The sequence below is a fragment of the Roseateles sp. GW821-FHT09B06 genome (assembly GCF_059418245.1).
This window is the reverse complement of sequence record NZ_JBWKPM010000037.1, coordinates 33,679-46,105: the sequence shown is the minus strand read 5'-3', so window position 1 is coordinate 46,105 and position 12,427 is coordinate 33,679. Positions and strand designations below refer to the sequence as shown.

Here is a 12,427-nt window from a genome sequence, read left to right as displayed (position 1 = left end):
TGATCGCCCGTCTCGGGCAGTGCCCCTGCTGCGGCCGGGCAAGCGAAAGACTCAATTTGTGACACAGTAAGATTAGGAACTCTCAATCAATATGCTCAGAGCGAACGGCCGTCGAACTGGATCACCGGCACGCTGTCCAGATCGAAGTCTTCCAGGCAGCGGATATTGACCGCCGCCACCGCATTGCCTTTCGGGTCCTGGCCCTCGCCATAGGGATGGATGCCGCACACCGGGCAGAAGCGGTGCTTGATCACATGCTTGTTGAACAGGTAGGTGCCGGCGTTCTCGTCCGGTGTCAGCAGGCGCAGCCGCGCGCGCGGCAGGAACCACAAGAGCGATCCCTTGCGCTGGCAGATCGAGCAGTTGCAGGACAGCGCGCTGTCGGGTGCGGCATCGGCATCGACCTCGAAGGCGACCCGGCCGCAGTGGCAGCTGCCTTTCAGAGTGATGGACATTCGGACTCTCCCGAAGGACTGGTGACGATCATGTTAGCGGGGCGGCGGCTCGAATGAGCGGCAGGCTTCCGAACTAGACATGCACCACCGAGAGTACGGCATCCATGGATCCCTGCACGCGGCTGCGATGCCCAAGGCCGGTCGTGTCCTCAAGCAGCAGGGTGCTGCCGGGAGCAAGGCTCTGGCGTTCGCCGTCGCCCGCCTCGAACTCCATCTCGCCCGCGACCATGGTGATCCACATGCGGATCGGCGCGGGATGCAGCTCGCCGACCCAGCCCGCGGGTACGCACAGGAAGCCATGCCGAGAGGCCGGCTCCAGTGCCGAGACGTTGAACGGCGGCGCCGGCGGCGCAAACTCGCGCGCGACGACTTCGACCTCCATGGGCGCGAAATGCGAGACGCCGGCCGCGTCCGCATGGAGGCGCAGGAACTTGAGCAGGCTCGACATCTTGGGGCTCCCGTGACGCTGCGTGCTCGAATCATGCAGGATATTCAAGCCTTCCGCGGCTCCTCCGCGGAGCCTCGGCGGCGGCCGCCCGAACCGCGCGCGGCCCGGGATGGGCCGGCCCGCTCGCCGTCGACCGCTAGGCGTCGCCCCCCTCCATGCGCCGGCTCCAGGACTCGATCCGCCCGCTCTCCAGCCGGCCGCGGAACAGCTTGAGCCAGGAGGCCGGCAGCGGCAGCGCCAGGATCTGCGTCAGTGTGGCCGGATCGCGCTCGCGCTCGGCGATCGCGCGCAGCAGGCGCGCCAGCGGCCAGTCGGGGTGAGGCCGGGCCCGCAGCCGGATCGCATCGCCCGCGCGCACCGGGCCCGGACTCAGCACGCGCAGATACCAGCCGGCGCGCAGGCTCTGCTGCACGCGCCGCGCCATATCGGGCTGGCCGAAGCGCTCGTTGAGCTTCCAGCAGGGCTGGCGGCCCTGGCTCACCTCGAACAGCGCGTCGTCGCCGATCTGCCAGCGGTCGGCCAGGCAGACATCGCCCTCGTCCAGGCCGTCGACGCTGAAGTTCTCGCCGAAGGCTCCGGGCTGCCGCAGCAGCGCCTGGGCAGCGGGCAGCTCGGGCCGCCAGGTCTCGTAATGCGCCCAGGGGTAGCAATGCACGGCCTTGTCGGGCCCGCCATGCACGCGCGGATCGCCCTGCTCATCGCCATCCAGGCCCAGCGCTCCGGCGAGCACCGCACCGGAGCGCTCGCATTTGGCGATCGCGCTGCGGCTGCCCGCTCTGGCATAGGGTCGGGTCTTGCCGGTCAGCACGGCTCGCAGCCGGCCGATCACGACGCCGCCGTCGCTCATGCGTCGAACCCCGCCAGCCAGGCATCGAGCACGCGCGCCAGCGCGGCCGTCAGGCCCGGCCCGTGCAGGGCGGCGTCGCGGCGCAGCGCCGCGATGTCGATGCCGGCCTGGCCGAGCTCGGCCGCATGGCCGATCAGCCATTGCTCGATGCGGCGCGGGTCGGCCTCCAGATGGAACTGCCAGGCAAAGGCGTGGTGCTCCAGCAGGAAGGCCTGGTGCGGGCACAGCGGCGTCTCGGCCAGGCTCGCCAGCCCATCCGGCAGCGCGAACTGGTCGCCATGCCAGTGCAGCACCGGCTGGCCCTGCAGCGCGGCCAGCGGCGAGGCCAGGCCGGCCGGCGTCAGCCGCAGCGGCGCGAAACCGATCTCCTTGCGACCCTGCGGCATCGGCCGCACGCGCGCGCCCAGCGCCCGGGCCATCAGCTGCGCCCCCAGGCAGATGCCGAGGATGGGCCGGCGGCTGGCCAGGCGCCGCCCGATCAGGCGCAGCTCCTCGCTCAGGAAGGGATAGAGGGCCTCGTCCTCGGCGCCGATCGGGCCGCCCAGCACCACGAGCAGGTCGACCGCCTCGAGATCGATGCCGGCCAGCTCACCATCGACGCCGGCCTCGCGGTACTCGATGCGTGCATAGCCGCGCTCGCGCAGCAGCGGCTCCAGCTGGCCGAGGTCTTCGAAGGCGAGGTGGCGCAGGGCCAGGACGGTCTTGCTCATGGGCGGTCGGCGGGCAGGCGGGTTTCGGGCAGGCGGCAGCCCTGATCGTCGCAGAGCGGAGCCGCGTCGGCCGGCTCGGCGATCAGCTGGCCGATCAGCGCACCGACGCGCAGGTCGTCGATGCGGCCGAAGTGATGCAGGCGGATGCGCCCCTGCTTGTCCAGCAGCAGCAGGCTGGGCGTGCCGCGCAGGCCCAGGGCCTGCATGGTCAGCGGCACGCCGGCCCCGGGGTCGGGCCGATCGGCGGCGATCGGGAAGGTCAGGCGGTATTCGTGGATGAAGGCCCGCAAGGCCTCGGGCCGCTCCATCACCGCATGGTGCTCGAACACCGAGTGCAGGCCGATCACGGCGAACTGCTCCCGGGGGAAGAGTTCGTGCATGCGCGCGGCCTGCGGTAGGCCATGGGCGACGCAGCCGGGGCACAGCATCTGGAAGGCGTGCAGCGCGACGACGCGGCCGCGCAGCGCTTCCAGCGCGATGGGGCCGGGCGTGTTGAACCATTGCTCGACCTGCAGCGGCGGGGCCTGCGGATGCTCGAGCGAGGGAGGCGTCTTGAACATGGTGATGAAGTCTCCTGGGGCCTTCCGGAAAGGGCCGCGGCGGCACCAGGCCACCGCGGCGGCCTGGGCCTCAGGCGGCCTGGCGGCGCAGCTTGACGGCCGGAAAGTCGACCGGCACCTGGAAGGCCACGTTGACGTAGTTGGTGAACAGGTTCAGCGCCACATGGGCCAGGATCTCGACGATCTGCTCGTCGTCGAAACCGACGGCGCGCAGGTCCTGCACATCGGCGTCATTGACCTGGCCGCGCTCGTTGACCAGCTTCAGCGCGAAGCGCAGCGCGGCGGCGGTCCGGGGGTCGGTGGCCTCGCCCTGCTGGGCGGCGGCCATCTCCTCGGCGGTGGCACCGGCCTTGCGGCCCAGCGCGGTGTGGGCGGCCAGGCAGTACTCGCAGCCGTTGCGGTCGGCCACGGCCACGGCGATCTGTTCGCCCAGCTTGGCCGGGATCACGCCGCCACCCAGGGCGCCGAAGCTGCCCCACAGGCTTTTCAGCGCGGCCGTGGAGTTGGCGACGGCGCGGAACATCGCCGGCGTGGCGCCGAAGGCGCCTTGGATCTGGTCGAGCACGAGCTTGCGCTCGCCGGTGGACTGGGCGGGGTTGATCAGTTGAACGCGGGACATGATGGGATTCCTTTCGGTGGAAGATGTCTGTCGATGAATGACCGGGCAGCTGCTGAACGACAGTGTCTGCCACCAGGCCGTACCATTGGCACCCTATCGTCCAAACGGCATACCTATTCGTCCACCACATGTCTGCAGATCCGATAGACCGGCTGTCCAGCCTGCTGGAGCGTTTCAAGGTGCGGGCGCGCCTGTTCCACAACGGCCCGCTGTGCGGCATCAGCCGCTTCCCGGCCGAGCCGGGACGCGGCTTCCTGCATGTGATGCGGCGCGGCGAGCTGGAGCTCGGCCATGGCGCGCAGACCGGACTGCCGCGGCGCCTGCACCTGACCGAGCCGACCCTGCTGTTCTACCCGCGGCCGCTGGCGCATCAGTTCCGCAACCCGCCCGAGGACGGTGCGGACTTCGCCTGCGCGGAGCTGGAATTCGACGGCGGCGAACTCAATCCGCTGGTGCGCGCGCTGCCGCCCCTGATCGTCCTGCCGCTGGCCCGGGTCGAGGGGCTGGCACCGGCGCTGGCGCTGCTGTTCGGCGAAACCGAGCGGCTGCGCTGCGGCCAGCGCCTGCTGGCCGACCGGCTGTTCGAGGTGGTGCTGATCCAGCTGCTGCGCTGGCTGATCGATCACCCGCTCGATGCCGGCGTGCCGCCGGGCCTGATCACCGGGCTGTCGGACGAGCGCCTGGCGCGCGCCCTGGTGGCCGTGCACGAGGCCCCCGGCCAGCCCTGGAGCCTGGAGCGCATGGCGCGCTGCGCCGGCATGTCGCGCAGCGCCTTCGCGGCGCATTTCAAGGCCGTGCTGGCACAGACGCCGGCCGGCTATCTGGCCGACTGGCGCCTGACCCTGGCCCAGGCCAGGCTGCGCCAGGGCCGGCCGGTCAAGCTGATCGCCGACGAGCTGGGCTATGCCAGCGCCTCGGCGCTGTCGCGCCTGTTCAGCCAGCGCCTGGGGCAGTCGCCACGCCAATGGCTGGACGCCGCCGGAGGCTGAGCCCGCGTCGCCAGGGCTTCGTACACTGCCCGGTCGTCCCGCCCCCCTTCGTCCCCCGTGATCGCCCGCCCATGACCACCAATGACCGCCCTTGACCCACGCTCCCTGACCTTCATGGCCCTGCTGATGGGCGCACTGATGGGTCTGGTGCTGCTGGGCCTGCGGCGCAGCTACCCGCCCAGCATCCTGGGCCTGCTGCCCTGGAGCCTGGCGCCCCTGCTGTGCGCGGCGGCCGCGGGCATCTACGGCCTGGACGGCATGGCGCCGCCCGCCCTGGTGGCCCAGGGCGGCAATGTGCTGCTGCTGCTCGGCTGCGGCCTGTTCTATGTCGGCAGCCGGCGCTTCTACGGCCTGCCGCCCACCTGGCGCTTCTGGGCCGGCCTGGGCCTGGCCTGCCTGGCGGCGCTGAGCTGGTTCCTGTGGGTGCAGCCGGACTACCGCATCCGCGTGATGCTGTTCACCGGCACCATGGCCCTGCTGGTGCTGGCCCATCTGCGCCTGCTGCTGCGCAATGGCCGCGGCTTCGCGCCGCGCTTCACCGCGGCGGTGCTGGCGCTGCAGGCCCTGGTGCTGCTGGCGCGCGGCGCCGCGGCCCCCTGGATCGACACGGCGCAGAGCAACCGCTTCGCGCCGACCGCGATCCAGACCGGCTATATCGCGGTCTACAGCTTCTCGGTGCTGCTGATCAGCATCGGCCTGCTGCTGATGGCCAGCGAACGCCTGCGCGCGGTGTTCGAGCAGATCGCCAGCCATGACTCCCTGACCGGCGCCCTGACCCGCCGCGCGCTGCTGGAGGCCGGCGAGCGCGAGATGGGGCGCTGGCTGCGCTACGGCCGGCCGCTGTCCCTGCTGCTGCTGGACATCGACCATTTCAAGCAGATCAACGACCGCCACGGCCATCTGGTCGGCGACCGGGTGCTCTGCGACTTCGTCGCGCTGCTGGGCCGGACCCTGCGCCAGGCCGACCGCCTGGGCCGTTTCGGCGGCGAGGAGTTCATCGTGCTGCTGCCCGAGACCGAGGCCGCCGCGGCGCGCGCGACGGCCGAACGCATGCGCCAGGCCGTCGCCCGGCAGGCGTCGGCGGCGGGCCTGCCGGCCTGCACCACCAGCATCGGCCTGGCCAGTTGCCGCCCCGGCGACCGCGGCCTGGATGAGCTGCTGGCGCGCGCCGACGCGGCGCTCTACCGCGCCAAGGCGGCCGGCCGCGACCGCGTCGAGGCCGACGCCTGAACGGGGCGCCTCACTTGAAGAACCAGTAGCCCACGCAGATCGTGCCGACCAGGCCGACGAAATCGGCGATCAGGCCGCAGGTCAGCGCGTAGCGGGTCTTCTTGATGTTGACGCTGCCGAAGTAGACCGCGAGCACATAGAAGGTGGTCTCGGTCGAGCCCTGGATGATGGCGGCCAGCTTGCCCTGGAAGCTGTCGACGCCGTAGGTCTTCATCACGTCCACCATCAGGCCGCGCGCGCCGCTGCCCGACAGGGTCTTCATCAGCCCCACCGGCAGGGCCGGCACGAAGTCGGTCGGCAGGCCGACGGCCGCCACGCCCCAGGCGATGCCGCCCACGACATAGTCCATGCAGCCGGTCGTGCGGAACACCGAGATCGCCACCAGGATCGCCACCAGATAGGGAATGATGGTGATCGCGACGCCGAAGCCTTCCTTGGCGCCCTCGACGAAGCTCTCGTAGACATTGATGCGTCGCCAGGCCCCCACCGCGATGAACATCACGATGATGGACAGGATCACCAGACTGCCCAGCAGGCCGACATACCTGGCCATCAGCTCGGGCGGGTACTGGTGCAGCCAGCCGAACAAACCGGCCATGATCGCGATGAAGCCGCCGAAGAAGGCCAGCACCGGCAGGCTGAACAGCTTGATGCGCTGGTAGGCCGCCACCGCCACCAGGCCGGCCGCGAAGGAGATGAAGGTGCCGATCAGGGTGGGCAGGAAGATGTCGGCGGCATTGAAGCCGGCCAGGCCCTGGTCCACCGCGATGGCCTGGCGGATCGCGATCACCGAGGTCGGGATCAAGGTGATGCCCGCGGTGTTCAGCACCAGGAACATGATCATCGCGTTGCTGGCCTGGTCCTGCTGCGGATTCAGCTCCTGCAGCTCCTTCATCGCCTTCAGGCCCAGCGGCGTGGCCGCGTTGTCCAGGCCCAGCATATTGGCCGAGAAGTTCATCACCATCGAGCCGCCGGCCGGGTGGCCCTTGGGCACCTCGGGGAAGACCTTCGCGAAGAACGGCGCCATCGCGCGAGCGAAGATCTGGATCACGCCGGCGTTCTCGCCGATCTTCATGATCCCCAGCCACAGGCTCATCACGCCCACCAGGCCCAGCGAGATGTCGAAGCCGGTCTTGGCGGTGTCGAAGATGCCGCCCAGCACCTGGGCGAAGATGCCCAGGTCGCCGCCGATCAGCCGGGCCAGCGCGACGCCGAAGCCGATCAGGAAGAAGCCGATCCAGATGTAGTTGAGCACCATGGGCTGAGGTCCTTGAGAAGGCGCCCATTATTCCGGCTGCCCGCGGCCCGGCGCCGGCGCTCTCATGCCGACTCGGCGGGCCTCGATAACTCCGAGTGATGCCTGCGGCGACTCCCTGCGCCTGTCCCGCGCGCGACAGGCCGGGCCCCTGCCGATCAGGGCCAGCACCAGCACGGCCGGCGCCGCTCTCGGGTACATTGCCCCGGCGAACCCCTCATAACAAGATCGGCTCAGGACGTATGGACCAGGATTTCGTACGCACGCAGTATTTCGACGCGCTGCTGATGCGCCAGCTGCGCAGCTTCCTCGGAGACGTGGAGCCCGGGGCCCTGGAACTGCTGCTGGAGCATCTGCAATGGGTGGAACTGGCCGGCGGCCAGACCCTGATGCAGCAGGGCGATCCCGGCGACGCGATGTACCTGACCGTCAGCGGCCGGCTGCGCACCTACATCACCGACGATGACGGCCGCCAGCGCATGGTGCGCGAGATCACGCGCGGCCAGATGGTCGGCGAGATGAGCCTCTACACCGACGAGCCGCGCTCGGCCACCCTGGTGGCGATCCGCGACACCGTGCTGGTGCGCCTGGGCAAGGCCGAGTTCATGCAGCTGCTGACCATGAGCAGCCAGGTCTCGATCGCGCTGACGCGCCAGATCATCAAGCGTCTGCAGACCGAGAGCGCACGCTCCTCGATGGACCGGCCGGTCACGATCGGCCTGCTGCCGGTCAGCCCGGGCGTCGATCTGGACGGCTTCGCAGCCGCGCTGGCCGAGCAGCTGCGGCCGCTGGGCCGCGTCGCGGTGATCGCCGCCAGCCAGCTGGATGCCGGCCTGGGCGCGCCCGGCATCACCCACCGCGACCAGAGCGATGCCGCCGCCAACCGCAGCATCGCGGTGCGGCTGGACGAGATCGAGGCCGAGCATGACTTCGTGCTGCTGCTCAGCGACCCCACCCCCACCGAGTGGACCCATCGCTGCAGCCGCCACTGCGACGAGCTCTACCTGCTGGCCGACGCCGATGCACCGCCCCTGCTGCACCCGATCGAGGACGAATGCCTGGTGCGCCGCCCGCCGCGCACCGACGCGGCCGAGATCCTGGTGCTGCTGCATCCGGCCGAGCGCCACGCACCGCGGGGCACGGCGGCCTGGCTGGCGCGCCGCCCGCTGTCCGACCATCTGCACATCCGCCCCGCGCTGCCGCGCGACATGGCGCGGCTGGCGCGCCTGATCAGCCGCACCGCCGTCGGGCTGGTGCTGGCCGGCGGCGGCGCGCGCGGCATCGCGCATATCGGCGTCTACAAGGCGCTGCAGGAGCGCGGCATCGAGATCGACGTGGTCGGCGGCACCAGCATCGGCTCGGTGATGGCCGGCTATGTGGCCACCGACCAGGGTTTCGAGACGGTGCTGGCCAACGCCCGCAAGGTGTTCTCCTCCAAGCCCACCGGCGACTTCAATCTGATCCCGCTGCTGTCGCTGATCAAGGGCCTGCGCCTGAGCAGGCTGGTCGAGAGCGCGCTGAAGGAGCTGACCGGCCACGACGACGTGCAGGTCGAGGATCTCTGGAAGAGCTACTACTGCGTCGCCACCAACTACTCGCAGGCCAGCGAGCACATCGTGCGCAGCGGCTCGGTGCGCAACGCCATCCTGGCCAGCCTGGCCATCCCCGGGGCGTTGCCGCCGATGATCATCGACGGCGACCTGATGTGCGACGGCGGCACCTTCAACAACTTCCCCGTCGACGTGATGCGCGGCATGCGCGGCGTCGGCCGGGTGATCGGCGTGGACCTGAGCTTCGGCTTCAGAAAGCCGCGCCGCATTCCGCACGCCGACGTGCCCGGCACCTGGGCCCTGCTGCGCGACCGGCTGCGCCCGCGCGCGCAGCGCCGCTACCGGCTGCCTTCGCTGGCGGCCTATCTGATGAACGTGACCGTGCTCTACAGCGTGTCGCGCCAGCGCCAGTCGCGCAAGCTGACCGACGTCTACATGAATCCGCCGCTGGACCGTGTCGGCATGCTGCAGTGGAACCGTTTCGATCAGATCGTCGCACAGGGCTATGCCCATGCCTGCGAGGTGCTGGACGGCAGCCGCAACGCGACCGCCGCGAACTGAAGGGAGAGCACGATGAACCAAGCGACCGCCCTGCTGAACCGCCTGGTGGCGCGCTGGAGCGCAGGCCGCGGCGCCGAGACGCAGGCCGAGGCCCTGGATCCGCGGCTGACGGCCTGCGCCGACAAGATCTGCAGCGCCGCGCAGGCGGTGGCCCGGATCAAGGCCGGCGAGCATGTCTTCGTCGGCAGCGCCTGCGCCACGCCGCGCAGCCTGGTGGCCGCGCTGGAAGCGCTGCGCCCCACGCCGGCCGACGTCGAGCTGCTGCACTTCCTGACCGACCAGGCGCTGCCGCATGACGCCGAGGGCCGGCCGCAGACGCGCTTCCGGCACCGCAGCTTCTTCGTCGGCCAGGACATGCGCGCCGCGGTGCGCCAGGGCCTGGCCGACTATGTGCCGATCTCGCTGGCGCGCGTGCCCCGCATGATCGCGATCGGCCGCATCCCGGTGGACGCGGCCCTGATCCAGGTCTCGATGCCCGACGAGTTCGGCTATGTCAGCCTCGGCCTGTCGGTCGACATGATTCCCGCTGCGGTGGCCAAGGCGCGCCTGGTGATCGCCGAGGTCAACCCGCAGATGCCGCGCACCATGGGCGACTCGATGCTGCACATCGGCGAGATCGACCACCTGGTGCCAGTCGACACGCCGGTGATCGAATACCGTCACGCGGCCCAGCCGGGCCCGGTGGTGGAAAGCATCGCGCGCTATATCGGCAGCGTGATCGAGGACGGCGCCACGCTGCAGATCGGCCTGGGGCGCTTCGCCAACGAGGCGCTGAAGCATCTCGGCGAGCGCCGCGACCTGGGCATCCATTCGGACGTGATCACCGACGCCATCATCCCGCTGCTGGAGCGCGGCATCCTGACCGGCAAGAGAAAGAGCGGCCAGGCCGGCAAGATCGTCTGCAGCTTCGCGATGGGCACGCAGCGCCTCTATGAGCTGATCGACCGCAACCCGCTGTTCAGCTTCCAGCCGATCGAGTCGGTGTGCGACGCCTGGACCATCGCCCAGCAGCACAAGATGGTGTCGGTCACCCAGGCCTTCGCGGTGGACCTGACCGGCCAGGTCTGCGTCGACCAGTTCGGCGGCGACTTCTACGGCGGGCTGGTCGCGCAGAGCGATTTCCTGCAGGGCGCGTCGCGCTCGCCGGGCGGCAAGGCCATCATCTGCCTGGCCTCGACCGATGGCGCGGACGGCGCGGGCAGCTCGCGCATCCGGCCGGTGCTGCAGGCCGGCGAGGGCGTGGGCATCGCCCGCAGCGAGGTGCATTACGTCATCACCGAGTACGGCATCGCCTACCTGTTCGGCAAGAGCATCCGCGAGCGCGCGATCGCGCTGATCCAGATCGCCCATCCCGAGCATCGGCCGGCCCTGCTGGATGAGGCCAAGGCCCTGGGCTACCTGCCGGCCGAGCAGCAGCTGCGCAATCTGCGCGCCTACGCGGTCGAGCAGGAGCTGCGGCTGGCGCTGAAGGACAAGCGCCAGGTCCTGCTGCGCCCGGCCGGCGCGCCCGACGGCGACGCGATCCGCGAGCTGTTCCACCGCATGCCCGAGCGCGATGTCTACACGCGCTTCTTCCGCAAGATCCGCGGACTCTCGATCGCCGACGTGCAGCGCCTGTGCAATGTCAACGGCGAGACCGAGGTCGCCCTGGTCGCCGTCACCGGCACGCGCGAGGATCCGCAGATCGTCGCCCATGCGCTGTATGTGCTGGACCCGTCCACCAACCTGGCCGAAACCGCCTTCATCGTGCACCCCGACTGGCAGGGCAGCGGCCTCGGCGCGCAGCTGCAGCGCCAACTGGCCGCGCATGCCCAGGCGGCCGGCGTGCGCGGCTTCGTGGCCGAGATCCTGCCGACCAACGAACAGATGATCCGGCTCGCCAAGCGGGGCTCGGCACAGGTAAAGACCGAGTCGCTGGACGGCACGGTCAGGGTGACGGCGCTGTTCTGAACTGTCCGAGGGGCCTGGAGCGTAGCGCCCAGGCACGGGGTGAGCCCCGGGTATCCCCTGGGATGCTGATGCTGACAAGCGCCCGTCGCATGCCCACGATGGCGTTCAAGCCATGATTCCTCGCGCAACAGGAGAGGACTCAAGTGAACCGGCAACAGCATTCCGGATCTTTCGCCGCGGCGAACCAGGCGCAAGAGAACATCCGCGAACTCTCGCCGGATGCGTTGCAACCTGTGGCGGGAGGTACCTTGGTCGTCGGCACCTGGGATGCCGGCCCCCGCGGCGGCGAGCCGACGCCGGTCGCAATCCGTCACTGAGGATGGTCGAAGACCTCGGATGAGCAGCCCTGACATCGCGACTCGGGAAACGCCCCGCTTCGGGCTCGAGGCAGGGCTTTCCGCAGCTCAAGACCAGCTTGCCGCGCCGATCTCATGTCGGCCTGCCTTACACCTAAGCGGGCACCAACCGTCCGGCTGCCCGTCCATCCTAGGGATTGCTCAATGAATTCAAGGTGTTACAGCCTGCCGTCGGGGCGTGGCGCGCTTCTTGCGGTATGGCAACTTTGCACTCGGGGGGGCGTCATGTGGGGAGCAAGCATTCGCAAAAAGGCGATCACATTCATGTCTTGGGGCTTGGCTGCGTTTTTGTCAGCGATCAGCCCCGCTCATGCCGCATTTGTCGTCGGCAGTTGGGATCCGCCCTTTGGTGCGCCTTTTCCCGAACTTGGCTGGCGCGGCGAGGCCGTCTTCTATATCGCCGACGGTTGCAGCACCAGTTCGGCCGCGCTGACCCACTTGCAGTGCGGCCTGGGCAGCATGAGCGTGCAGAGTGCCAGGGTGGAGCTTTACAACCTCGGCGCGCCCGCTGTCACGCTGCAGACCCTGGACTTCGGCAATGCCATGCTGATGAGCGCGGTCCATTTCGATGCGAGCGGCGTGATCGATGGCATCTCCGCCTTCACCTGGCTGCCGCAGGCCGGCTTGATCGCCGAAGCCACCTTGCACAACGGCCATCCGACCTATTTCGGCCTGGCCTTTAGCTTTCTGGGCGGCAGCACCGAGGCGCGACTCGGCTATTTCGACTCCCTCCATCCCTGGATCAATGGCTGGAACGACAACAGCGATCCGGCCCGGCGCGCCATGGTGGCGCTGCGGACCGTGCCCGAGCCCGCCTCCGCGGCACTGCTGCTGCTGGCGCTGGCCGCTGCCGGAGTCGCGCGCCGCCAGCGACGCTGATCCGCCAGCGCTCGGCTT

13 protein-coding genes are annotated in these 12,427 nt (G+C 69.8%); 6 read left to right on the top strand and 7 right to left on the bottom strand.

Going from position 1 to position 12,427, the window contains the following annotated elements:
• Nucleotides 1-95: 95 nt before the first annotated feature.
• The 6 genes from AC07OQ_RS22290 to AC07OQ_RS22265 form a co-directional block, all read right to left on the bottom strand.
• Nucleotides 96-449, bottom strand: coding sequence for a GFA family protein (locus AC07OQ_RS22290; RefSeq protein WP_495055332.1), 354 nt, complete (start codon nt 447-449; stop codon nt 96-98).
• Between the two features lie 79 nt (nt 450-528).
• Nucleotides 529-903, bottom strand: coding sequence for a cupin domain-containing protein (locus AC07OQ_RS22285; RefSeq protein ID WP_495055331.1), 375 nt, complete (start codon nt 901-903; stop codon nt 529-531).
• Between the two features lie 136 nt (nt 904-1,039).
• Nucleotides 1,040-1,750, bottom strand: a complete 711-nt coding sequence (locus AC07OQ_RS22280) for an MOSC domain-containing protein (protein ID WP_495055330.1) — start codon at nt 1,748-1,750, stop codon at nt 1,040-1,042.
• Nucleotides 1,747-2,460, bottom strand: coding sequence for a glutamine amidotransferase (locus AC07OQ_RS22275; RefSeq protein WP_495055329.1), 714 nt, complete (start codon nt 2,458-2,460; stop codon nt 1,747-1,749). Before AC07OQ_RS22275 ends, AC07OQ_RS22280 begins: the two co-directional genes overlap by 4 nt.
• Entirely contained in the window at nt 2,457-3,020 is a 564-nt protein-coding gene (locus AC07OQ_RS22270) for a peroxiredoxin family protein (RefSeq protein WP_495055328.1), read from the bottom strand. Before AC07OQ_RS22270 ends, AC07OQ_RS22275 begins: the two co-directional genes overlap by 4 nt.
• Before the next feature lie 70 nt (nt 3,021-3,090).
• Complete coding sequence (locus AC07OQ_RS22265; protein ID WP_495055327.1) at nt 3,091-3,639, bottom strand: carboxymuconolactone decarboxylase family protein; 549 nt, start codon at nt 3,637-3,639, stop codon at nt 3,091-3,093.
• Nucleotides 3,640-3,767: 128 nt separating this feature from the next.
• Between AC07OQ_RS22265 and AC07OQ_RS22260 the strand changes: the two genes are divergently transcribed.
• Both AC07OQ_RS22260 and AC07OQ_RS22255 read left to right on the top strand, forming a co-directional pair.
• Nucleotides 3,768-4,628 carry an AraC family transcriptional regulator gene (locus AC07OQ_RS22260; RefSeq protein WP_495055326.1) on the top strand — a complete coding sequence of 287 codons (861 nt, stop codon included), beginning with the start codon at nt 3,768-3,770 and terminating at the stop codon, nt 4,626-4,628.
• Between the two features lie 81 nt (nt 4,629-4,709).
• Nucleotides 4,710-5,858, top strand: a complete 1,149-nt coding sequence (locus AC07OQ_RS22255; RefSeq protein ID WP_495055325.1) for a GGDEF domain-containing protein — start codon at nt 4,710-4,712, stop codon at nt 5,856-5,858.
• A 10-nt stretch (nt 5,859-5,868) separates the two neighbouring features.
• Here AC07OQ_RS22255 and AC07OQ_RS22250 read toward each other — a convergent pair whose 3' ends face one another.
• Complete coding sequence (locus AC07OQ_RS22250) at nt 5,869-7,116, bottom strand: nucleoside recognition domain-containing protein (RefSeq protein ID WP_495055324.1); 1,248 nt, start codon at nt 7,114-7,116, stop codon at nt 5,869-5,871.
• 239 nt (nt 7,117-7,355) lie between these two features.
• Between AC07OQ_RS22250 and AC07OQ_RS22245 the strand changes: the two genes are divergently transcribed.
• The 4 genes from AC07OQ_RS22245 to AC07OQ_RS22230 all read left to right on the top strand — a co-directional run bounded on the left by AC07OQ_RS22245 (nt 7,356) and on the right by AC07OQ_RS22230 (nt 12,409).
• Nucleotides 7,356-9,224: a patatin-like phospholipase family protein gene (locus AC07OQ_RS22245; RefSeq protein ID WP_495055323.1), complete on the top strand. Its 1,869-nt coding sequence runs from the start codon at nt 7,356-7,358 to the stop codon at nt 9,222-9,224.
• A 12-nt stretch (nt 9,225-9,236) separates the two neighbouring features.
• Nucleotides 9,237-11,174: a GNAT family N-acetyltransferase gene (locus AC07OQ_RS22240; RefSeq protein ID WP_495055322.1), complete on the top strand. Its 1,938-nt coding sequence runs from the start codon at nt 9,237-9,239 to the stop codon at nt 11,172-11,174.
• A 143-nt stretch (nt 11,175-11,317) separates the two neighbouring features.
• Complete coding sequence (locus AC07OQ_RS22235; protein WP_495055321.1) at nt 11,318-11,491, top strand: hypothetical protein; 174 nt, start codon at nt 11,318-11,320, stop codon at nt 11,489-11,491.
• Between the two features lie 264 nt (nt 11,492-11,755).
• Complete coding sequence (locus AC07OQ_RS22230) at nt 11,756-12,409, top strand: PEP-CTERM sorting domain-containing protein (RefSeq protein WP_495055320.1); 654 nt, start codon at nt 11,756-11,758, stop codon at nt 12,407-12,409.
• The last annotated feature ends 18 nt before the right edge of the window (nt 12,410-12,427 follow it).

What these genes read in the sequence shown, in the direction of transcription:
- AC07OQ_RS22280 (WP_495055330.1), bottom strand. Translation starts at nt 1,750, where the DNA reads ATGAGCGACGGCGGCGTCGTGATCGGCCGGCTGCGAGCCGTGCTGACC.
- AC07OQ_RS22265 (WP_495055327.1), bottom strand. Translation starts at nt 3,639, where the DNA reads ATGTCCCGCGTTCAACTGATCAACCCCGCCCAGTCCACCGGCGAGCGC.
- AC07OQ_RS22260 (WP_495055326.1), top strand. Translation starts at nt 3,768, where the DNA reads ATGTCTGCAGATCCGATAGACCGGCTGTCCAGCCTGCTGGAGCGTTTC.
- AC07OQ_RS22245 (WP_495055323.1), top strand. Translation starts at nt 7,356, where the DNA reads ATGGACCAGGATTTCGTACGCACGCAGTATTTCGACGCGCTGCTGATG.
- AC07OQ_RS22285 (WP_495055331.1), bottom strand. Translation starts at nt 903, where the DNA reads ATGTCGAGCCTGCTCAAGTTCCTGCGCCTCCATGCGGACGCGGCCGGC.
- AC07OQ_RS22255 (WP_495055325.1), top strand. Translation starts at nt 4,710, where the DNA reads ATGACCGCCCTTGACCCACGCTCCCTGACCTTCATGGCCCTGCTGATG.
- AC07OQ_RS22230 (WP_495055320.1), top strand. Translation starts at nt 11,756, where the DNA reads ATGTGGGGAGCAAGCATTCGCAAAAAGGCGATCACATTCATGTCTTGG.
- AC07OQ_RS22240 (WP_495055322.1), top strand. Translation starts at nt 9,237, where the DNA reads ATGAACCAAGCGACCGCCCTGCTGAACCGCCTGGTGGCGCGCTGGAGC.
- AC07OQ_RS22275 (WP_495055329.1), bottom strand. Translation starts at nt 2,460, where the DNA reads ATGAGCAAGACCGTCCTGGCCCTGCGCCACCTCGCCTTCGAAGACCTC.
- AC07OQ_RS22250 (WP_495055324.1), bottom strand. Translation starts at nt 7,116, where the DNA reads ATGGTGCTCAACTACATCTGGATCGGCTTCTTCCTGATCGGCTTCGGC.
- AC07OQ_RS22270 (WP_495055328.1), bottom strand. Translation starts at nt 3,020, where the DNA reads ATGTTCAAGACGCCTCCCTCGCTCGAGCATCCGCAGGCCCCGCCGCTG.